Annotated in this window: 17 protein-coding genes; 6 read left to right on the forward strand and 11 right to left on the reverse strand. The window is 69.4% G+C overall.

Features of this window, described 5'->3' with window-relative positions:
• Positions 1 to 61: 61 nt before the first annotated feature.
• Positions 62 to 730, forward strand: a complete 669-nt coding sequence (locus ACAM26_RS10515; RefSeq protein WP_132229650.1) for a heme-binding protein — start codon at positions 62 to 64, stop codon at positions 728 to 730.
• 108 nt (positions 731 to 838) lie between these two features.
• On the forward strand, positions 839 to 1,141 hold the full coding sequence (gene yhbY, locus ACAM26_RS10520) for a ribosome assembly RNA-binding protein YhbY (protein WP_062276170.1): 303 nt from the start codon (positions 839 to 841) through the stop codon (positions 1,139 to 1,141).
• On the opposite strand, the gene ACAM26_RS10525 is transcribed toward yhbY, so the two are convergent.
• From ACAM26_RS10525 to ACAM26_RS10535, 3 genes are read right to left on the reverse strand one after another with little or no spacing between them, the layout of a single operon-like run.
• Positions 1,142 to 1,981 (reverse strand): hypothetical protein, encoded by an 840-nt coding sequence (locus tag ACAM26_RS10525; RefSeq protein WP_369613589.1) that lies wholly within the window; start codon positions 1,979 to 1,981, stop codon positions 1,142 to 1,144. It lies immediately after the preceding gene.
• A 9-nt stretch (positions 1,982 to 1,990) separates the two neighbouring features.
• Complete coding sequence (locus tag ACAM26_RS10530) at positions 1,991 to 4,069, reverse strand: molybdopterin-dependent oxidoreductase (protein ID WP_369613590.1); 2,079 nt, start codon at positions 4,067 to 4,069, stop codon at positions 1,991 to 1,993.
• A gap of 58 nt (positions 4,070 to 4,127) precedes the next feature.
• The gene (locus ACAM26_RS10535) at positions 4,128 to 5,069 is read right to left on the reverse strand and encodes a site-specific integrase (RefSeq protein ID WP_369613591.1); all 942 of its coding nucleotides are present in this window, start codon (positions 5,067 to 5,069) and stop codon (positions 4,128 to 4,130) included.
• Between the two features lie 237 nt (positions 5,070 to 5,306).
• Here ACAM26_RS10535 and ACAM26_RS10540 point away from each other — a divergent pair, with 237 nt between their 5' ends.
• Positions 5,307 to 6,422 carry a DNA-binding protein gene (locus ACAM26_RS10540; RefSeq protein WP_369613592.1) on the forward strand — a complete coding sequence of 372 codons (1,116 nt, stop codon included), beginning with the start codon at positions 5,307 to 5,309 and terminating at the stop codon, positions 6,420 to 6,422.
• Positions 6,423 to 6,573: 151 nt separating this feature from the next.
• Here ACAM26_RS10540 and ACAM26_RS10545 read toward each other — a convergent pair whose 3' ends face one another.
• On the reverse strand, positions 6,574 to 7,890 hold the full coding sequence (locus ACAM26_RS10545) for a homoserine dehydrogenase (protein ID WP_369613593.1): 1,317 nt from the start codon (positions 7,888 to 7,890) through the stop codon (positions 6,574 to 6,576).
• A gap of 102 nt (positions 7,891 to 7,992) precedes the next feature.
• On the reverse strand, positions 7,993 to 9,195 hold the full coding sequence (gene alaC / locus ACAM26_RS10550; RefSeq protein ID WP_123140288.1) for an alanine transaminase: 1,203 nt from the start codon (positions 9,193 to 9,195) through the stop codon (positions 7,993 to 7,995).
• A gap of 177 nt (positions 9,196 to 9,372) precedes the next feature.
• On the opposite strand from alaC, the gene ACAM26_RS10555 reads away from it, so the two are divergent.
• Both ACAM26_RS10555 and ACAM26_RS10560 read left to right on the forward strand, forming a co-directional pair.
• Complete coding sequence (locus tag ACAM26_RS10555; protein WP_165913484.1) at positions 9,373 to 11,160, forward strand: bifunctional diguanylate cyclase/phosphodiesterase; 1,788 nt, start codon at positions 9,373 to 9,375, stop codon at positions 11,158 to 11,160.
• Positions 11,157 to 12,026 (forward strand): DUF6279 family lipoprotein, encoded by an 870-nt coding sequence (locus tag ACAM26_RS10560; RefSeq protein WP_369613594.1) that lies wholly within the window; start codon positions 11,157 to 11,159, stop codon positions 12,024 to 12,026. The genes ACAM26_RS10555 and ACAM26_RS10560 overlap by 4 nt, the downstream gene beginning before the upstream one ends.
• Before the next feature lie 9 nt (positions 12,027 to 12,035).
• On the opposite strand, the gene ACAM26_RS10565 is transcribed toward ACAM26_RS10560, so the two are convergent.
• On the reverse strand, positions 12,036 to 14,522 hold the full coding sequence (locus ACAM26_RS10565) for a penicillin-binding protein 1A (RefSeq protein WP_369613595.1): 2,487 nt from the start codon (positions 14,520 to 14,522) through the stop codon (positions 12,036 to 12,038).
• Positions 14,523 to 14,630: 108 nt separating this feature from the next.
• A complete protein-coding gene (mtgA, locus tag ACAM26_RS10570; RefSeq protein ID WP_123140292.1) occupies positions 14,631 to 15,392 on the reverse strand; it encodes a monofunctional biosynthetic peptidoglycan transglycosylase in 762 nt (253 codons plus the stop codon).
• Positions 15,393 to 15,613: 221 nt separating this feature from the next.
• On the opposite strand from mtgA, the gene ACAM26_RS10575 reads away from it, so the two are divergent.
• Positions 15,614 to 16,288 carry a histidine phosphatase family protein gene (locus ACAM26_RS10575; protein WP_132229666.1) on the forward strand — a complete coding sequence of 225 codons (675 nt, stop codon included), beginning with the start codon at positions 15,614 to 15,616 and terminating at the stop codon, positions 16,286 to 16,288.
• A gap of 6 nt (positions 16,289 to 16,294) precedes the next feature.
• Here ACAM26_RS10575 and ACAM26_RS10580 read toward each other — a convergent pair whose 3' ends face one another.
• The 4 genes from ACAM26_RS10580 to ACAM26_RS10595 are packed head-to-tail and all read right to left on the reverse strand — an operon-like array spanning position 16,295 to position 20,101.
• Positions 16,295 to 17,113, reverse strand: a complete 819-nt coding sequence (locus ACAM26_RS10580; RefSeq protein ID WP_369613596.1) for a metal ABC transporter permease — start codon at positions 17,111 to 17,113, stop codon at positions 16,295 to 16,297.
• Entirely contained in the window at positions 17,110 to 17,688 is a 579-nt protein-coding gene (locus ACAM26_RS10585; RefSeq protein WP_369613597.1) for an ATP-binding cassette domain-containing protein, read from the reverse strand. The genes ACAM26_RS10580 and ACAM26_RS10585 overlap by 4 nt, the downstream gene beginning before the upstream one ends.
• Positions 17,685 to 18,584, reverse strand: a complete 900-nt coding sequence (locus tag ACAM26_RS10590; protein WP_369613598.1) for a metal ABC transporter substrate-binding protein — start codon at positions 18,582 to 18,584, stop codon at positions 17,685 to 17,687. The genes ACAM26_RS10585 and ACAM26_RS10590 overlap by 4 nt, the downstream gene beginning before the upstream one ends.
• A 17-nt stretch (positions 18,585 to 18,601) precedes the next feature.
• Positions 18,602 to 20,101, reverse strand: coding sequence for a TonB-dependent receptor (locus tag ACAM26_RS10595; protein ID WP_369613599.1), 1,500 nt, complete (start codon positions 20,099 to 20,101; stop codon positions 18,602 to 18,604).
• Positions 20,102 to 20,497: the final 396 nt, after the last annotated feature.

The raw sequence follows: 20,497 nt of genomic DNA on the forward strand, positions 1-20,497 counted from the left end.
CCTGTCAATCACCGACCAACGCCCATAGCCTGGGGACCAGGGACGTCACGAGGACAAGACCATGCCGAGATCGAACATCCGGCGCGCGACGCTCGCCGCCCTGGCGCTCGCGCTGATCTTGGGCAGCATCGGAGGAGTGCTGATGGCCACCGAACAACCCGCCTATACCCTGATCGAACAACACCGCGGCTTCGAGCTGCGCCGCTATCCGCCATTGCTGGTCGCCGAGGTCGAGGTCGAGGGCACCTTCGATGCCGTCGGCGGTCGCGCCTTTCGCGTGCTCGCCGACTACATCTTCGGTAACAACCAGGGGTCACGGAAGATCGCCATGACCGCACCGGTCAACCAGCAACCGCTGGGGCGCGGCGAGCGCATCGCCATGACCGCACCGGTGACCCAGCAGCCGAGCGGTGAAGCACGCTATCGCATCAGCTTCATCATGCCCGCACACTTCACCCGCGACACCCTGCCCCGCCCCAACGACGGGCGCGTCCACATCCGCGAGATCCCGGCACGACTGCTCGCCGCGCACCGTTACTCCGGCGGCTGGGGCGAGGGACGCTATCGCGAGCATGAGTCGCAGCTGCTCGCCGCCGTGCAGGGCGCCGGCCTGAGCCCGGTCGGCACGCCGATCTATGCCCGCTACAACTCGCCCTTCTCGCTGCCGTTCCTGCGTCGCAACGAGGTGCTGGTCGAGGTCGAGCGCGCACCGACAGCGCTCGGGGACTGAGCCGATCCGAGGCGGCAGAGCGCCGCCGGGACTGCTATCATCGCCCCCCCATCGGGGCCGGTCCTGCACCGGCCCCGACCCGTTTCGCACAACACAGCCAAGGCCTTCATGAGCATCACCGAAAAACAGAAACGCTGGCTCAAGCAGCAAGCGCATCATCTCAAGCCCGTCGTCATCGTCGGTCAGCACGGCATCACCGATGGGGTGATCGCCGAGCTCGAGATCGCGCTCGATCATCACGAGCTGCTCAAGACCAAGATCAGCGCCGGCGATCGTGAGCTGCGCGACGCGGCCATCGCCGAGCTCATCGAGCGCACCGGGGCGATGCTGGTCAATCGCATCGGCAACATCGCCATCCTCTATCGCGCCAACCCGCGCAAGCGCGACCCGCTCGCCCTGCCCCGGATCTGATCAGCCGCGCCGGCGCTCGAGCAGCGCCAGCGCCGCGCGACCGACCGCGCGATCGGTCGCGCGCAGGATCGCCACCCGATCCGGGGTGTGCCGATCCTCGCTCACGCTGACCCCGAGCGCGGCCAGCGCCTCGCTCTCCTCCCCGCTCAGCGCTCGCCGACCGAACACCGAGATCACCATGCCACCGGGGACCGGCGGTGGCGGCACGAAGGGCGCGCCGTCGACCAGCGTCACCCAGGCGGGGACGAACCCCGGGCCATAGAGATCGAAGAAGCCGTTGGAGCCGCGCAGATGGATCTCCACCGGCCGCCCCCCGATCAGCTCGATGTTGCACAGCCCGGTGTAGTCGGCGAGATGGCGATCGACCAGTTGCGCCAGCTCCGGCTCGATCTCCGGAATCGCGACCCCGACCTCCCAGACGCAGGGTCGTCCCTGGTCACGCCACTGGCCGGCACGGGTGTGCGCCTGCCAGCGGATGCGTCCGGACTCGAGCAGCAGATCGCTGCTGGTCTGCTCGCCCTCCAGCCGCTCGCACCAGAAGCTCCCGGGACGCACCGGCACGGCATCGGCGCGAGACACCCCGGCCTCGAGCGCCATCCCCGCAAGGTTGACGATCGGCTTGACGAACACCGGCGTCTCCGGCGCGAGCCCGAGATCCATCGGCACGACCCCGCAGGGCGCGGCCAGCAGCCCCTCGGCCAGCGCCAGGGCGAGCTTATCGTAGACTCGACGGTGCGCCGGGTTGAGTCGCCAGGCGGCGGCATCACTCACCGCCACCGCCCGGCGCGGCTGGGGCCGGAACAGTGATTCGCGCTCGGGGAGAACACCGATAAAGGGCACGGCCTGACCTCAATCGAGCGGTCGGATCTCGCACAGCCCCGACTTGAACGGCGGGAAACCGCTGATCGGGTCGAGGTGCACATCATCGGTGAGCAGATTGACGTTGGCCTCGTTCCAGCCGTGCACACAGTGCACCACGCCCGGCTTGATGCGCTCGGTCACCTGGGCATAGAAGCGCACCTCGCCACGGGGCGAGCCGACCATCACCGCATCGCCATCGTCGATGCCGCGCACCATGGCATCCTCGGGGTGGATCTCGACCAGCGGACGGGGAATGGCCCGACGCATCCGCGCGCTGTGCTGGTGTTGCGAGTGGGTGTCGAACTTGGTGCGCGCGCCGCTGGTCAGCACCAGCGGGAAACGGCGGGCCAGCGCCGGGGTGGAGACCGGCCCCTCGGCCGGTTCGCGATAGACCGGGAGACCGTCGTGACCGGCAGCGCGCAACGCGTCCGAGTCGAACTCCACCTTGCCGCTGTCGGTGGGGAAGCCACGCAGCCGATAGAGCCGGTCGGCGTCCATGAAACCATGATCGACCAGGTCGTCGATCGCATCGGCATAGACGGTCACCCCCTCGGGGCTGGCATAGATCGCCTCGCGTACCGCCTCGGGCAGCCCCTCGGCGGCCTCCGCCCAGGAGGCCTCGAGGTCCCCGTCCCAGAACAGCGCCCCCATCCCCAGACGCACCCCGAGCTGGAGGAAGATCTCGCCGTCCGCACGGGCCTCGCCCCGCGGGGCGAGCAACGCGCGCCGATAGCGCACCTCGCCCTGATAGGCGCAGCCGGGATAGGCGATCAGCGCCGGGCGTTCCAGGTTGGTCGCCGCCGGCAACACGATATCGGCCTGACGGGTCGCAGGGTTGTGGAAGAAGTCGCTGGCGGCGAAGAAATCGAGCGCGCCGAGCGCCCGCTCCATCCGCGCCGAGTTCGGCCACATCGCGGTATTGATCCCCATCGCCAGCAGCGCGCGGATCGGCTGCGGATCGCCCTCGAGGATGCAATCGGGCAGCAGCATGCTCTGCGCCGCCGGCCAGTAGCGGGTCCAGATCGGGAAGCGCTCGCTGCCGACACGCGGCGGCAAGGCCGCCAGACAGTGATCGAAGCGCTCGATCGGCCGGGGCAGCGCCTTGTCGTTGAAGAAGCGGTTGCCGCCCTCGCGATCGAGGTTGCCGGTCACCGCGCTGAGCAGGATCAGCGCACGATGGTTCTGGAAGCCGTTGCTGTGCTGCACGGTCGCAGTCGGCGACAGGGTGATCTGCGCCGGGGCGGTGGTGGCGTAGCACTCGGCGGCGCGCTCGATGTCGGCGGCCGCCACCCCGCAGATCGCCGCCACCCGACGCGGGTCGAAGTCGCGGACATAGTCGCGGAAGGCATCCACGCCCTGCCCCCACTGATCGAGAAAGACCTGATCCTGCCAGCCGTTGGCGAAGATCAGATGATGGAAGCCGAGGGCAAGCGCCCCATCGGTGCCGGGGCGGATCTGCAGATGGACATTGGCGCGCTCGGCCAGCGGCGTGCGCCTGGGATCGACCACGATCAGCGCCCGCTCGGGGCGTGGACTGGCCAGCGGGTGCTGGTCGAAGGGCGGGATCGAGCCGCGCGGATTGGTCGACCAGATGAGATGACAGCGCGTCTTCGGCGAGACCACAGTCGAGGTGGTCTTGATCTTGTAGCCGAGGGTGAGCTTCTCGGCGACCATGGTGGCCGAGAAACAGCAGCCGCTCTCGGTCATGTAATTGGGTGAGCCGAAGCTGTGGGCGAGTCGCTGCAGCTGCGGTCGCGCCTCCTTGGTATAGCCGGCGAAGAAGCCCACCGCCGGCGCACCGTGACGTTCACGGGCACGCGTCAGCTCGGCGGCGATGGTGTCGAGCGCCTCGTCCCAGCCGATCCGCTCGAAGCGTCCACTGCCTCGTGGACCGATCCGGCGCAGCGGATGGAGCAGTCGTTCGGGGTGATCGCGCCGTTCGAGCTGGACATAACAGCGCGGGCAGTCGGGCCCGCGGACCTTTACCGGCTCGCCGGCGGTATCGAGCTCGACCTCGATCGGACAGTTGGCGTCACACTCGTAACAGGTCGTCTGCGCGCTCGGCATCTCCTTCGTCCCCGCTCGGGCTGGCATGATCCGGGGATGTGCGCCGGGCGCGGCGAATTCAACCCGAGGCCTCCTCCGGCGCGGCCAGCGCGCGCTCGATCCGCCCGCCCAGCCGGGGCGCGGCGCGCTCGATATAGCGCAGCGCCGAGCGCGCGTCACGCCAGCCGACATAGTCCATCAGCTCGCGCAGCTGCCACTGACTGGCGCTCGCCCAAGAGGCGAAGCCCCGTCTGAGCGAGTGGGCGCTGTAGCTCGCCGCATCCGCCACCCCGGCCTCCTCGAGCAATCGGCGCAGCAGCGGGATCAGGCTGTTGGGGTGCAGCCCCTGCTCGCGCACCCGCCCCCAGCGATCGATGCCACGAAACACTGCGCCGCGCTCGATCCCGGCGCAGCCGACCCAATCGGCATAGGCCGCGACCGGACACAGCCTGGAGAGCCGGGGCAGCGGATAGTCGCGGGTCTCGCCGCGCGAGGTCTTGGTGCGCGCGAGCCGGATCAACAACCCGCCGTCGTGTTCCCGGCGAACGTCCTCGACCGCAAGCCTCAGCAGCTCATCGCCACGGAAGGCCCGCCAGAAGCCGACCAGCAGCAGCGCCCGATCGCGCCGCGCGCGCAATGCCTCACTGATCCCAGCCTCGCGGATCCGCGCCTCCAGCATGGTGTCGACCCGCACCAGGTCCTCCAGCCGCAGCGCCCGCGCCTGACGCTCGCGTGCCGGGTGCAGCTCACTGATACCGCGCATCACCTGACGCACCACCGGCGCCTTGGTCGGGTCGGGGAAGCCCTGGTCACGATGCCAGCGCGCCAGTGCCGCCAGGTGCAGCCGCAGGGTATTGAGCGCGAGCTGCTCGGCGTGATCGGCCAGATAGCGGGCGACGGACTCGGCAGTCGCCGGCAACAACCCGCCCCAGGTCTCCTCGTAATGACGGATCGCCGCGCGATAGCCGCGTCTGGTGTTGTCGCGGGTGGCCGCCTCGATATAGCGCTCGATCCGCTGCATGCCCGATGTGCTCCTTCTCTTCATCGTCTCTGACGGCCCGTCTTCGATACCGGGTCCGTACCGCTTGTACCCAGCCTGCTCGGAGAGGGCCTGATTGCGGCCCTCATCTCGGTCTGACATGGGATAAGTCATATTATCCCGCCTTTTATTTTTCCTGAACACAAAAATTGACCCTCAAAAATAATACGTATATACATACTACGTAATACAGTACAAAATAAACCGGAGAACCACCCCATGGCACGCGGCGGCATCACCAAGGCACTGGTCAAACAGGCGCGCGACACCCTGCTCGCACAGGACCGACACCCCTCGATCGACGCCGTCCGCGTCGCCCTCGGCAACACCGGCTCAAAGAGCACGATTCATCGTTATCTCAAGGAGTTGGAAGAAGAAGAGGCACGCCGGATCGGCGACACCAAGGGCCTGAGCGAGCCGATCCAACAGCTCGTCGCCGAGCTCGCCCGCACCCTCGAGGGCGAGGCCGAAGAGATCGTCGCCGCCGCCGAACGCCGTCATCAGGCGCAGATACAGACTCAGCGTCAGCAGCTCGAAGAGATCGAGACAGCCCGCGATGGACTCGCGACAGAGGTCGAGGGATTGCGCCAGGGAATCGCCGCGCGCGAGACGACCCTCGCCGAGCAGGCCGCGCGCATCATTGAACTGGAGCAACGGGGTCAGGGACAGGCGATCGCCTTGGCGACCCTGGAGCAGGAAAAACTGGGACTACAGGAACGGCTCGAGGTCCAGGCGCAGCATCTCGCCTCGATCGAGGAGAAGCACCGTCATGCCCGCGAGGCGCTCGAACACTATCGCGAGGCCAGTCGCCTTCAGCGCGAACAGGATCAACGCCGCCACGACCAACAGGTTCAGCAATTACAGGCGGAACTACGCCAGCAGGCGCAGACCCTGATCGTCAAGCAGGACGAGATCACCCGGCTCAACCGTGACAACGCCACCCTCGCCGGCGAGCTGCGCGAGCGCGAACGGGACAATCAACAACAAGCGCAGGCGTTGGCGAAGCTGCACGAGACGCAGCAGAGAGGCGAACGGATACGTAATCAGCTGGAGACACAACTCGCACACAGCGAGGAGACGCGCGCAGCGCTCGACGCGCAGCACCGTCAGCTCACCGAGGCGCACGCCCAGCTCGAGGCACGACTAGGGCGCAGCGAACGGGGACGCGAACGACTCCAGACCCGACTGCTCGCCGAGCACGCGCGACGTCGCACCCTCGAACAGCAGCTCGAGCGCTTGGTTGCGCGCACGACGACCTCGGGCCAGGACGCTGAGACATCCGATCAACCCGTGTCGGACGCCGATTCACCGAGCAGGCAAAAAACGGATGAATGATGAAGGATGCGCCTGAATCAGCAGGCAGCGGGAGGAGTCGTCAGGGAGAGGGATCTTGCTGGACGAGACGACACCAGCGAGAGGGTCGATCGGCGGCGTCTCTTCGCACGGCGATCGGGGCCGGGGCCGAACGGCCCCGGCGCCCCCATGCTCAGCCCGAGAGCATCTCGACACGAATGCGGATGATCTCGCCCTGCACCGAGTCGAGCGCCTCGATCTGGGCGAGCGCGGCGTTCATCTGGCGTTCGAGCACCCGGTGGGTGAGCATCACCAGCGGCACATGGGTCTCGCCCTCGCCCGGCTCCTGCTGCTTGATCGCCTCGATGCTGATGCCGTGCTCGCCGAGGATGCTGGCGATGCGCGCCATCACCCCGGGCTGGTCGAGCGCCGAGAGACGCAGGTAGTAGGCGGTCTCGACCGCCTCCATCTCGAGCACCGGCGTATCGGCCAGCTCGTCGGGTTGGAAGGCGAGATGCGGCACCCGGTTGCTCGGGTCGGTGGTCAGCGTGCGCACCACGTCGACCAGATCGGCGACCACCGCCGAGGCCGTCGGCAGGGCGCCGGCGCCAGCACCGTAATAGAGCGTCGGGCCGACCGCATCGCCCTTGACCAGCACCGCGTTCATCACCCCGTCGACATTGGCCAGCAGGCGACGCTCGGGGATCAGCGTCGGGTGGACGCGCAGCTCGATGCCCTGCTCGCCGCGACGCGCGATCCCCAGGTGCTTGATGCGATAGCCGAGCTCGGCGGCATAGGCGACGTCGAGCGCGCCGATCTTCGAGATCCCCTCGGTGAAGCAGCGCTCGAACTGCAGCGGGATGCCGAAGGCGAGCGAGCCGAGGATGGTGAGCTTGTGCGCCGCATCGATCCCCTCGACATCGAAGGTCGGATCGGCCTCGGCATAGCCGAGCGCCTGTGCCTCCGCGAGCACGTCGGCGAAGTCGCGACCCTTGTCGCGCATCTCGGTGAGGATGAAGTTTCCGGTGCCGTTGATGATGCCGGCCACCCACTCGATGTGGTTCGCGGCCAGTCCCTCGCGCACCGCCTTGATGATCGGGATGCCGCCGGCCACCGCCGCCTCGAAACCGACCGTCACCCCGTGTTCGCGGGCGGCGGCGAAGATCTCGTTGCCGTGCAGTGCGATCAGCGCCTTGTTGGCGGTGACCACGTGCTTGCCGTTCTCGATCGCGCGCAGCACCAGCTCGCGGGCCGGCGAATAGCCGCCGATCAGCTCGATGACCACCTCGACCTCGGGGTCCTCGACCACCGCGAAGGCATCGTCGCCGATGCGTCCGACCCGCTCCAGCCCATCGATGGCATCGGCGTCATAGGCACGCGCTGCGGCATGCGCGATCTGGATCTCGCGACCGGCGCGGCGCGCAATCTCCGCGGCATTGTTGGCCAGCACGCTGACCGTGCCGCCACCGACGGTTCCCAAGCCCAAGAGTCCGATTTTCACCGGTTTCATCATAGTACCTCTTCGTCGCCCGCCCGCCGGACGGGGCGCTGTGTCCTGGTTGGAATCGGTCCGGACGCGCCCATCCATGATGGGCGCGTCACCGTGAACGGCTCAGGCGCCGGCCTGGGCGTCGTGGCGGAACATCTCCTTGATGCCACGGATCGCCTGACGAGTGCGATGCTCGTTCTCGATCAGGCCGAAGCGGACATGGGTGTCGCCGTACTCGCCGAAGCCGATACCGGGGGCCACGGCCACCTTGGCCTCGCGCAGGAGCTTTTTCGAGAACTCCAGCGACCCCATCTCGCGATAAGGCTCGGGGATCGGCGCCCACACGAACATCGTCGCCTTGGGCGGCTCGACCGCCCAGCCGGCGGCGTTGAGACCGCTGCAGAGCACGTCGCGCCGACTCTGATACATGTCGCTGATCTCGCGCACGCACTCCTGCGGCCCCTCCAGCGCGGCGATCGCCGCGACCTGGATCGGGGTGAAGGTGCCATAGTCGAGATAGGACTTGATCCGCGCCAGCGCGGAGACCAGAGTCGGGTTGCCGCACATGAAGCCGACGCGCCAGCCGGGCATGTTGTAGCTCTTGGACATCGAGAAGAACTCGACGGCGATGTCCTTGGCACCGGGTACCTGGAGGATCGAGGGGGCCTTGTAGCCGTCGAAGACGATGTCGGCATAGGCGATGTCGTGCACCACCCAGATGCCGTGCTCGCGGGCGATCTCGATGACCTTTTCGAAGAACTCGAGATCGACACACTGCCCGGTGGGGTTGCCGGGAAAGTTGAGCACCAGCATCTTGGGCTTGGGCCAGGACTCCTGGATACCGCGCCGCAGCTCCTCGAAGAAGTCCACGTCCGGGGTCAGGCGCACATGGCGCACGTCGGCACCGGCGATGATGAAGCCATAGGGATGGATCGGATAGGCCGGGTTGGGCACCAGCACCGTATCACCGGCATCCATGGTCGCCAGCGCGAGGTGGGCGAGCCCCTCCTTGGAACCGATGGTGACGATGGCCTCGGTCTCGGGATCGAGATGGACGTCGAAGCGATCGCGATACCAGTGACAGATGGCGCGACGCAGCCGCGGGATGCCGCGCGAGACCGAATAACGGTGGGTGTTGCCGCGCTCCGAGACCTCGATCAGCTTGTCGACGATGTGCTGCGGCGTCGGCTGATCGGGGTTGCCCATGCCGAAATCGATGATGTCCTCGCCCCGCGCTCGCGCCGCGGCCTTCAACTCGTTGACGATGTTGAAGACATAGGGCGGCAAGCGCTTGATGCGATGGAAATCTGACTCGGGGGCGACCACGGGGGGACCTCGTTGAAGATGAAGTTGGAAAAAGGTTCAGAGTGTACAGCCAGCGGGGAAAGAAGCAAGCCAAACGGCGCAGCCCCCCTCTGGACACCCGGCACATCGACACCGCCCTCCCCCTCGACCGACGGGCAGGATGCGGCGCTCGACAGTGCCAGCGCGATCTTCAAGGCCGTGGGTCTCGCCGCCGAGTACTTCGGTTGCGCGAACTGGGGGGAATACGTACCACGGATGCTCGAACACCTGGCGCGAGCGGCCCATGCCAGCCGCGCCTATGTCTTCGAGAACCATCTCGGTATCGACGGGATACTCTACACCAGTCAGCGTCACGAGTTCTCGGCACCCGGCGTCGCGAGCCAGATCAGCAACAGCCAACTGCAGAGCTTCCCCATCGAGACCGGCTTCGGCCGCTGGTGCCAGACCCTGCGTGGCGGCGGCGTGGTGCAGGGCTGTGTCGAGAGCCTCCCCGAGGGTGAGCGCGAGATCCTCCAGGCCCAGGGGATCAGCTCATTGGTCGTGGTGCCGGTCTTCGTCGCCAAGCACTGGTGGGGGTTCATCGGTTTCGACGACTGCACTCGCAGGCGCCACTGGAGCGAGGTCGAGATCCAGGCGCTGCGCGCGGCGGCCAACGTCCTCGGCGCCTCGGTCCAGAGCGAGCGGCTGAGTCGGCTCGAACAGCGCATGTTCCAGATGGCCACCCATGACGAACTCACCGGCCTGCCCAACCGACGCGCGCTCAACGGCTATCTGCGACTCGAGCAGGCGCGCAGCGAACGCTCGGGCAGCCCCTACTGTCTCGCGCTGTTCGACATCGACCGCTTCAAGCTGATCAACGACATCCACGGTCACAGCGCCGGCGACCACATCCTCAAGCAGGTCGCCATCGCGCTCAGACGCAGCATCCGTCAGGGCGACTGGGTGGGCCGCTGGGGCGGCGAGGAGTTCCTGGTGGTGCTGCCTGCCACCCGCATCGAGCAGGCCTACCAGGGTATCGAACGGATGCGCCAGGCCGTCGAGCGCGCGCGCCCCGAGTTCGCCGAGCGCCGCTTCGAGGTGACGGTGAGCGCCGGGGTGGCCGAGTGCACCGCCGGCCACGACAGCCTCGACGACGTCCTCGCCCGCGCCGACGCGGGTCTCTACGAAGCCAAGCTGCGCGGACGCAACCGCACCTGTGTCACCAACGCCGAGCAGGCCCACAACCTCTCCACCGCGGCCCTGGTGCAACGGGCCATCCGCGATGGCCAGCTCCACCCGGCCTATCAGAGCATCGTCGATCTCGCCAGTCGCACCCAGGTCGCCGAAGAAGCACTCGCCCGCATCGTTGCCGGCACCGAGCAGGTACTCTGCGCCCAGGAGTTCGTCGAGATCGCCGATCGACTCAACCTGCTCCACCGTATCGACGACATCCTCGGACGCCGCGCCATCGCCCGCTGCGCCGTCGAGGGCGGTCAGCGCCCCGCCATCAAGCGCTTCATCAACCTCTCCGGTGACCTGTTGCGCCGCCCCGAGCGGGTCGCCGCACTCGCCCAGCACGCCGCGGCACTGTGCCCCCGGCTCGGCCCCGGGCGACGCACCCGCGCGCTGGTCCTGCAGATCACCGAGCGCGAACCGCTCGGCCAAGCCCATCAGCTCCGCTCCACCCTCGCGCCCTTTCTCGACCAGGGCTTCCGGCTCGCCATCGACGACTTCGGCGGCGGCTATTCCTCGCTCGGCTATCTCGCCGAGCTGCCGATCTCCTTCATCAAGATCGATCGTGAACTGATCGCCCAGGTCCGCACCAGACCCAAGTCGCGCGCCCTGGTGGCCAGCATCCAGTACACCGCCGACTCGCTCGGCATCACCACCATCGCCGAATGCGTCGAGGACGAACCCACCGCCCAGGTCCTCGGCGAGCTCGGCGTGCACTGGGCGCAGGGGTATCTGTTCGCCGCACCGACGCTCGAACTGGAGCAGGCCGGATGAGTCGTCACCTCGGGATCATGGTGCTGGTCGCACTCGGTCTGCTCGGCGCCGGCTGCAGCCGGGTCTCGCTGGTCTACGACAATGCCCCCTTCCTCACCGGGGTCTATGTCGATCACCGCATCGACCTCGCGCCGCAACAGCTGCGCGGTTGGACGCGCGCACTGCAGGAGGTCCAGACACGCCATCGGCGCGAGGCGCTACCCCGGCTCATCGCCCTGCTCGACGGATTGATCCTGACGAGCGAGCGCGGCTTCGTCCGTGACGATCTCGCCTGTCTGATGCGCGCCGCCGAGCCGGTCTATCGCCAGCATGCCGAACTCTTCGTCGACGCGACAGCGCCGCTGCTCGTCACCCTCACTCCGACACAACGCCAGCGGCTCGAACGACTGTGGCGCGAGCGCGACGCCGAGCGCGCCGCACCCGCCGACCCCAAACGCGAGCGGCGCAAGCGCGCCCGGCGCTATATCCGCAACCTCGGCGACTGGACCGGACCGCTCAACGCGAGCCAGCAGCAGCTGGTACGCGAGCTGACCGCGGCGATGCCGCGCAGCCAGCCCGCACTCGACGCCTATCGCGCCAGCCAGCGCACCCGGCTGATGACACTGCTCGACGAGGGCGCCGGAGAGGCACGGATCGCCGCCTTCCTCCATGGCTGGCTGGTCGAGTTCGACGCCATGCCGGCGGCGCTGCGCCGCGACGGCGAGCGCCTGACCGAGCAGCTCGTCACCCTCGCCGCCCGGTTCGGCGCCAGCCTCGATGCGACCCAGCGCACGCGGCTGCTTGAGCGTCTCGGCGAGCTGCGCGAGACCCTGCAGCGACTGCAACGCGAACAGCGCGCGATCGTCCCCTTGCCCTGCGCCGGCTGAGCCGACGCCTCAGAACAGCTCGTCGAGCACCCGCGGCGAGCTGTCCTCGACCACCGGCGCGGGCGCCGCGCGGATCGGGTCCGGGCCGAGCAACATCAGGCGATACTCCTCGCGCACCAGCTCGGCGATACTGCCCGGCCCTCGCGACTCGATCCCGCGCGCCGGGTCGATCCGCACCCGCACCATCCCCGGCGGCGGCTTCAGCGTCGCCACCGGGCGCTCGGCGAGCGCCTGGCGCATGAACTCGACCCACATCCCCAACGCCGCCACGCCGCCGTACTCGCCGCGACCGAGCTCGGAGAAGTCGTCGAAGCCCATCCAGGCGATGGTGACGAAATCGGCCTGATAGCCGGCAAACCAGGAGTCGCGCAGGTCGTTGGTGGTGCCGGTCTTGCCGACCACGTCGGCGCGCCCGAGGGCGCGGGCACGCCGCCCGGTGCCGACCTCGATGACGTCGCGCAACATCGAGGTCATCTGATAGGCGATGCGCGGGTCGATCACCCGCTCGGCCGCGCCGCCGGTGGCGGCGAGCGCCCGGGTGCGGGTCTCGCCGCCACCACGCCGGTACCAGCAGTCGTCGCAGGCGCGCGGTGGCGCGGCGACGAAGACCTCCCGACCCTCGCCGTCCTCGATCCGGCTGATGAAGTGCGGGCGCACGTGATAGCCGCCATTGGCGAATACCGCATAGCCCTCGGCCAGACTCACCGGAGAGAGCTCCACGGTGCCGAGCGCCAGCGACAGTCCGACGGGGTTGTCGATCAGGGCGAAGCCGAAGCGCTCGAGATAGCGCTTGGCGTCCTCCAACCCGACGCTCTGCAGCAGATTGATGGTGGCGAGGTTGCGCGAGCGCGCCAGCGCCGGACGCAACCGGATCGGACCGAGCGCGCGGCGATCGGCGTTCTGCGGGTTCCAGCGCGAGCCGCGCGGCAGCTCCACCGGACCGTCGCGCACCAGGCTCGCCGGGGTCCAGCCCTCGGCGAGCGCGGCGGCATAGATGAAGGGCTTGAAGCTCGAACCGGGCTGGCGACGCATGTCGAGCGCGCGGTTGAATTTGCTCGCGGCGAAGTCGTAGCCCCCGACCAGCGCCAGCACCGCGCCGTCGCGCGGATCGATCGAGACCAACGCACCGGCGACCGCCGGGAGCTGATCGAGTCGCCAGTCGCCGTCCTCGGCGCGCGAGAGTCGCACCAGGTCGCCGACGGCGAGCACGTCGCTGACACGTCGAGGACGGCGCCCGCGCCGGTTCTCGTCGATCAGGGGCCGCGCCCAGGCGACCGCCCCGAGATCGAGCCGCGCACGCTCGCCCCGCCCGAGATAGAGTTCGGCCGCGCGCGCCGAGACCGCGGTGACCAGCGCCGCGCGCAACCCACCGAGCGGCGGGTGAGCGGCGAGCAGCGCATCGAGCGCCGACTCGGTGCGCCCGGCAAGCTCGATGCGCGCCTCGGCGCCGCGATAGCCGTGACGCCGGTCGTAGTCGTGCAGCGCCTCGCGCACCGCACCCTGCGCGGCGCGCTGCAACCGGGTGTCGATGGTGGTGAAGACCCGATAGCCGTGCCCGAGCGCGGCCTCGCCGTAGTGCTCGATGATCTCCTGGCGCGCCATCTCGGCGACGTGTCCGGCCTCCAGGTCGGGCAGGCGGCGATGCAACCGCGCCCGGTCGGGGGTGCGGATCGCCTGCTCGTAGCGCGGCGTGTCGATATAGCCGAGTGCGTGCATCCGCCCGAGCACATGGTTGCGCCGCTCGAGCGCCCGCGCCGGGTCGGTCACCGGGTTGTTGCTCGAGGGCGCCTGGGGGATGCCGGCGAGCATCGCCACCTCGGGCAGGGTCAGCGCATCGAGCGACTTGTCGTAATAGAGCGCCGCGGCCGCCGAGATGCCGTAGGCGCGATGACCGAAGAAGATCTTGTTGAGATAGAGCTCGAGGATCTGCTGCTTGGTCAGGGTACGCTCGACACGCAGGGTCAGCAGCACCTCGGCGAGCTTGCGCGCGAAGGTCTTCTCCGGCGAGAGGAAGAAGTTGCGGGTGAGCTGCATGCTGATGGTGCTGCCGCCCTGCGCCTTTTCGCCGGTCAGGGCATAGCTCAGCGAGGCGCGCGCCAGCCCCACCAGATCGACGCCACGGTGCTGGAAGAAACGGCTGTCCTCGGTGGCGAGCACCGCCTGCACCACCAGCGCCGGGACATCGCGATAGCGCACCGGACGGCGCCGCTGCACGCCGAACTCGCCGATCAGCGCGCCATCGGCGCTGTAGACCCGTAACGGCTCCTGGAGCTGGACGTCGCGCAGCTGCTCGACATCGGGCAGCTCGGGCAGGGTGAAGTGGACGAAGGCCGCGGCACCGAGCAGCCCCAGCAGCATGAGCTGCAACCCGGCGCCGAGCAGCGCGCTCGACAGGCGCAACACCCCCCCCCCTGGCGCAAGACGCCGGCGGGTGGGCGAGGCGGGTTGTTCCGGGTCGGGCTCGTTCCCGGCGGGCTGATCGGCTGCGTGTTCCAAGGGCGACTCCAGGGCGCGCGCGCCGGGCACGCCTCATCCCGATACCTCATCAGCGCGGCACCGGCGGCGACATCCTGCGCGATCGCATCGCGCCTCGCAAGGCCGCGCTCAGCGCAGCCGCTCGAGATAGGCGATACCGCCGAGCTGGCGCATCTGGGCGAGGATCCAGCCCACACGCCGCTCCCGCCGCTCGCTGGGGCGATCGAGCCGATAGCCGCGTGGATCGGGCAGCACCGCCGCGAGCCGGGCGGCGCGAGACCGCCCGAGGTTGGCCGCGGAACGGTCGAAATAGCGGCGGCTGGCGGCCTCGGCGCCATAGACCTCGGGGCCGAACTGGGCGATGTTGAGATAGACCTCGAGGATCCGCCGTTTCGGCCACAGCGTCTCGATCAACACCGTGAACCAGGCCTCGATGCCCTTGCGCAGATAGTCCCGCCCCGGCCACAGGAAGAGGTTCTTCGCCGTCTGCTGGGTCAGCGTGCTCGCACCCCGGCTGGGACCCCCCTCGCCCAGCTCGGCGAGCACCTGGCGCAGCTCGACCAGGTCGAAGCCGTGGTGCTCGGGGAAGCGCTGGTCCTCGGCGGCGATCACCGCCAGCGCCAGCTCCGGGTCGATGTCGTCGAGATCGACCCAGCGATACGCCAGTCGCGGCGCGCGGCCCTCGGTCCACAGCCCGGCGAGCCGGTGCTCGAGCATGAACGCCGAGCTCGGCGGATCGAGCCAGCGCAGCGCCCCGACCAGCACCACCGAGAGCGCCGCCAGCACCAGCGGCACCAGCACCAGCAGTCGCAACAGCCCCGAACTGCCGCGCCCTGTCGTCTTGCGGGCACTCCCCTTGCTCGTACGCCTGCGCGTTTTCCGTGCGCTCATGACCGGGCCAAGACCTCCATCATCGCGAAACCGCTGCCGATCGTCACCGACGCGCCCCTCGCGGAACCCGCCGCTGCTCCGGTCATCCATTCTGACACAGCACCAGCCTCCCGCGTATCGCACCGGCGGGGATCTCAACACCGGTTACGTCTGGACATCGACTACAGGTGCCCCGACCATGGGGACACAAGGGACAACCTGGTGCCAACGAGGAGAACAAGATGCCGACCCGAATCTATCTGGTGCGCCACGGCGCCACCGAACTCACCGCCGAGGACCGCTTCGCCGGCTCCACCGACGTGCCGCTCTCCGAGCAGGGCCGCAACCAGGTCCGGGCGCTCGCCGCACGACTGCGCTGCGACAGCCTCGATGCGGTCTTCGCCAGCCCGATGGGGCGCACCATGGAGACGGCGCGGATCATCGCCGAGTCACACGGTCTCGAACCCACCCCCGAGCCAGGGCTGCGCGAGATCGACTACGGCCACTGGGAGGGACTGACCCGCGAGCAGGTCGCCGCCGACTTCGCCGAGGAATACAGCGCCTGGCAGGAAGACCCGCTGACCAGCGCGCCCAAGGGCGGCGAGTCGGGGATCGACGTGCTCGCCCGCGCCCTGCCGGTGATGCGCCGCATCGTCCACGACCACCACGACCGCTCGGTGCTGGTGGTCGCGCACAAGGGCACCAACCGGCTGCTGGTGAGCAGTCTGCTCGGCTTCGATGCGCGAGGCTACCGCGACCGGCTCGACCAGAGCCCGGCGGGGCTGACCATCCTCGACTTCGCCAGCGAGGTGCGCGCCCGGTTGCGGCTGTTCAACGACATCTCCCACTACGAGGGGCTGCCGGCGCGGGAACTCGAACAGCGGCTCTCGCACTGGTGGAGCGACCCCTGCCACTGAGCGCGCTCAGCGCCAGCCCGTCAGCACGCGCCACCCCGCCTGGAGCGCGCTCGCGCCCCAGGCCAGCAACACCAGCACCGCCACCAGCACCGGGCCGAACGGCTGATCGAGCGCCAGCGCCAGCACGAAGGCGCCGAGATAACCAGCGACCCCGATCAGCCCCGCCACCACCCAGGTCGCGCGCCAGCCGCGCGCCACCCGGAAAGCGACCCAGGCCGGCACGAACACCAGCGCAAAGGCCCCCATCAACCCCAACGTGGCGGTGCCCACCGCCATGCCGAGCGCGGCGACGAGATCCATCCCCAGGTGGGTGCGCCAGGCCGCGCGACCATTGGCGCGGTCGAGCCGGGGCAGCAGGCGCGCGCGCAACAGCGGCCAGGCCAGCCGGGGCAACGACCACAGCAGCGCGAGCGCCAGCACCAGGGCCGCGATCAGCTCGGGCCAGCGGGCGAAGTAGAGCTGGCCGTCGATCAGCGCCTGCCCCAGCCCCTCGCCCACCGCGCTGTTGGCCGCAATCAGCAGCAGCAACGCCCAGCCGATCAGGATCATGAAGCCGTAGACACCGTTGCCACGCCGGCCCAGCGCGCCCTTGACCAGACCACCGCCGAGTGCACCGAACCCGGCGCCTGCAAGCCCCGGCGCGCCGAGCGCGAGCCCACCGAGGGCACCGGCGGCCGCCAGATGCGCCAGCCCCAGCGCCGCCAGCCACTCGTCGCGGAGCATCAACAACACCCCGATCGGCGCGAGCGCGAGGCTCGCCGCCAGCCCGGTGAGCAGCGGTACCCGGAACAACGGATCGACGAGCAGCGCGAGCCCCTCGTTCATGACCACCCCCCGGCATCGAGCGCCAGCACCCGGGTGCTCACCGCGTCGAGAAAGGCGCGCTCGTGACTGACCAGCAACACCGCCCGGTCTGCGCGCGCCGTCTCCAGCAGCGCGCGCAACGACCGCTCGGCGCCGGGATCGAGATTGTTGGTCGGCTCGTCGAGCAGCACCAGATCGACCTCGGCGCCGAGCGCGCACCACACGCAGAGCAGCTGGTACTGCCCCCCGCTGAGCCGATCGAGCCGCTGCCCGAGCAGCGCACCGAGGGGCGCCGGTGCACGGCGCGGGTCGAGCCCGGCGGCACGCAGCAGGTCGGCGCCGGTCATCGGCATGGGCTCGAGGCGCACCGGGCGCTGCTCCTGATAGCTCAGGCGCAACCCGGGCGCGCGCCGGATCGTCCCGGCGAACACCCGCGCGGCGCGGGCGATGGCGTTGAGCAGGGTCGACTTGCCGCTGCCGTTGCCGCCCCACAGCCCCAGCACCTCGCCACGCCCCAGGGCGAACGAGAGCGGACCGACCACGGGCGCGCGATGGCCCGCGACCAGTCCGTCGAGCCGCAACAGCGACTCGGTCATCGCCGCCCCGCCCCGGCGAGCGCCTCGACCCAGCGGTCGATGTGCGCCAGATAGGCCGCGCCGTCGGCCTCTCGCGCCGGCTCCAGCGCCAGCACCGCCACCGGCCAGTCGAGCGCGGCGGCGACCCGCTCGGCCGGGCGCGCCGGTTGATAGGGGGTGTGGATCACCACCCCGGCGCGGCCCCGCAACCGCTCGGTGAGCGCGCTCAGCTGCCGACCGCTCGGCGGCACCCCGGGCACCGGCTCGATGGTGCCGAGCAGCGGCACGCCGAAGCGATCGAGCAGATAGACGCCGTCGCGGTGGTGGAGCACCGCGCCCGGCGCGCCGTCGAGCCGCGCCGACCACGCCGGCAGCCGCCGCTCGACGGCGGCGGCAAAGCGCGCGGCGCCGGCGCGATAGCCGGGGCCACCGGCCGGATCGAGCCCGGCCATGCGCTCGGCCAGCGCCCGCGCCACCGTCGCCATGCGCAGCGGATCGAGGTTGAGGTGCGGGTTGCCGAGCGGGTGGACGTCACCGAGCGCGCGATCGGCCGGGGTGCCGACATCGAGCAGCGCGACCTGGGCGGCGGCCTCGAAATAGCCCGGGGTCTCGGGGCGGATCGCCGGGTTGGCGGCGCTGGCGATCGCCAGCGGCAACCAGCCGATCTCCAACTCGGCGCCGACCGCCACCACCAGGTCGGCGCGACGCAGCGCGCCGATCATGCTCGGGCGCGCCTGCAACCGGTGCAGGTCGCGCTCGGGCCCGGAGAGCACCGTCAGCGCGGTGTCCGCGCCGCCGACCGCGCGCACCAGCGCACCCATGCTCGGGCTGGTGGCCACCACCTCGAGCGCCTGCGCCGGCAGCGCGACCAGGGCCGCGAGCAGCACGCCCGCGCGGATCATCAGGGATCTGTTCATGGCGTTCCTCCGGGGCATCAGAAGGCGTGGGCGCCGTGGCTGCCCATGCTCATCAGGAACTGCAGATAGAAGGCGTCGAAGCGCTCGCGCGTGTCCTCGGCCACCAGGATGTCGTTGCGGGCGTACTGCGCGCGCAACTGGGAGAACTCCGTCAACCCCCAGGTCAGCCCCAGGGTCCAGCGCTCGGAGCTGCCATAGTCGGCATCGGCGTCGCCGCCGACGCTGTTGGTCAGGCCGAGCACGTCATAGCGCAGCCCCAGGGTCCAGCGCGGCGCGATCCCGTAGGTGAGCTGGGCGTAGAGCCCGTCGGTGGTGAAGGTGCGCCGATCGCCGAGCTGCTCGGGATGGGCGCTGGCGATGATGTCGAGGTCCTTGATCGAACGCAGATACTCGCTCTGCAGCCGCAGGTCGCCCTTGCCGCCGTAGCCGGGCGCGTCATAGGCGTAGACCAGATCGACACCCCAGAGATCGGCGTCGCCGTCGAGCGCGGTCTGGTGCACCTCGGCGTCGTGGTCGTGGGTATGGGCGTGCAGCTCCTGCTGACGGTCGCCATGGGCGAAGGAGACGCCGAACTGCAGCGCGTGCTGGTCGCCGAGGTCGGGGGCGATCTTGGCGAAGGCGGTCCACAGCCGCGGGCCGTCGCCGGCCTCGTCGAGCCCGAGCGATTCCAGGGTCTCGTCGCCGAAGGTGGCGCCGAAGCGCTCCTGATCGCCCTGCAGCGCCTCGACCCCGACCAGGGTGTAGACCGGCAGCGCCGGCAGCCAGGTCAGCTGCACCCCGGTGTCCTGCAGACCGTGCACCCCGAGCAGATTGAGATAGGGCAGGTTCTGGTCGACGAAGGCCCACTGGTGCGGGTGCTGGGCGTTGGCATAGCCGAAGCCGCTGAGGAAGCGTCCGGCCTTGACCCGCAGCCCGTGCGGCAGCGCGCGGGTCTGCAGATAGGCCTCCTCGAGTTCGACGTTGCCGTCGCTGTCGACGGCCATGTGCATGGCGGCATCGAAATAGGGGTCGATGGTCGCGGCGAAGCTCAGCTCGGCCTCACGCATGTTGAAGCCGTTGTCGAAGGTGCCGTGGCTGTGACCGGCGTGGTCGTGATCGTGATGATCACCACCGGAGGGCTGGAAGGCCTGGCCGACCAGGCCCGAACCCTCGCCGTCGAGGTCGTCGTGATAGTAGTTGCCGTCGAGGATCACCGAGATCTGCGGATTGAAGGCATTGGCCGCGCTCAGCGCGCCACGGGTCGGCGCGGGTGTCGGCGCCTGGTGCACCACGGGCGCGCGCATCGGACGCGAGCCGGTGTCACCGGGGGGGAGGGCCGCCCGTGGCGGCGTGCGCGACTCGGCCTCGGCGAGACGGCGTTCGAGCGACTGGATACGGGTCTCGTACTGGTCCTTCATCGCCTCGATCATCGCGCGCAGCTCGGCGATCTCGGCATCATCGGTCGTGGCTGTGGCACACAGCGGCAGCAGCAGCGCGAGCGCGCCCGCCCCGCCACGCAGCAGGTTCGGTGTGGACATGGCTTCGGTTCCTGATCATTGGGTGGAGCACAAGGACGCCAACGGTCACCAGCGGGTGATCGAAAACGTCACAGCGATCAACAGCGAACCGAACCGGGGGGCGCGCGAGCGCGCTGAGGCAGGAAGGAGCATGCGCCCGGCCAGACGAGTGGCGCCGAGCACAGCCGCCCGATCTCACGCGGGCGGACCTGATACAGCGACGGCGGCGCGGCCCCGAGCGGCGAGCCGATCCCGACACCCCCCAGACAGATCAGGCAGGGGCCATCGTGATCGTGGACCAGGTGCTCGAGCTGATGCGCCGCCAGCGCCGTCTGCGTCCACAGCAACACAACACCGAGCAGCAACGCAGCCAATGGGGCACGCGCACGACGGGGTTGTGGATGGACCGGAGACGGC

The organism is Marichromatium sp. PS1, from assembly GCF_041155115.1.
In the GTDB taxonomy this organism is placed as follows: Bacteria; Pseudomonadota; Gammaproteobacteria; order Chromatiales; family Chromatiaceae; genus Marichromatium; species Marichromatium gracile.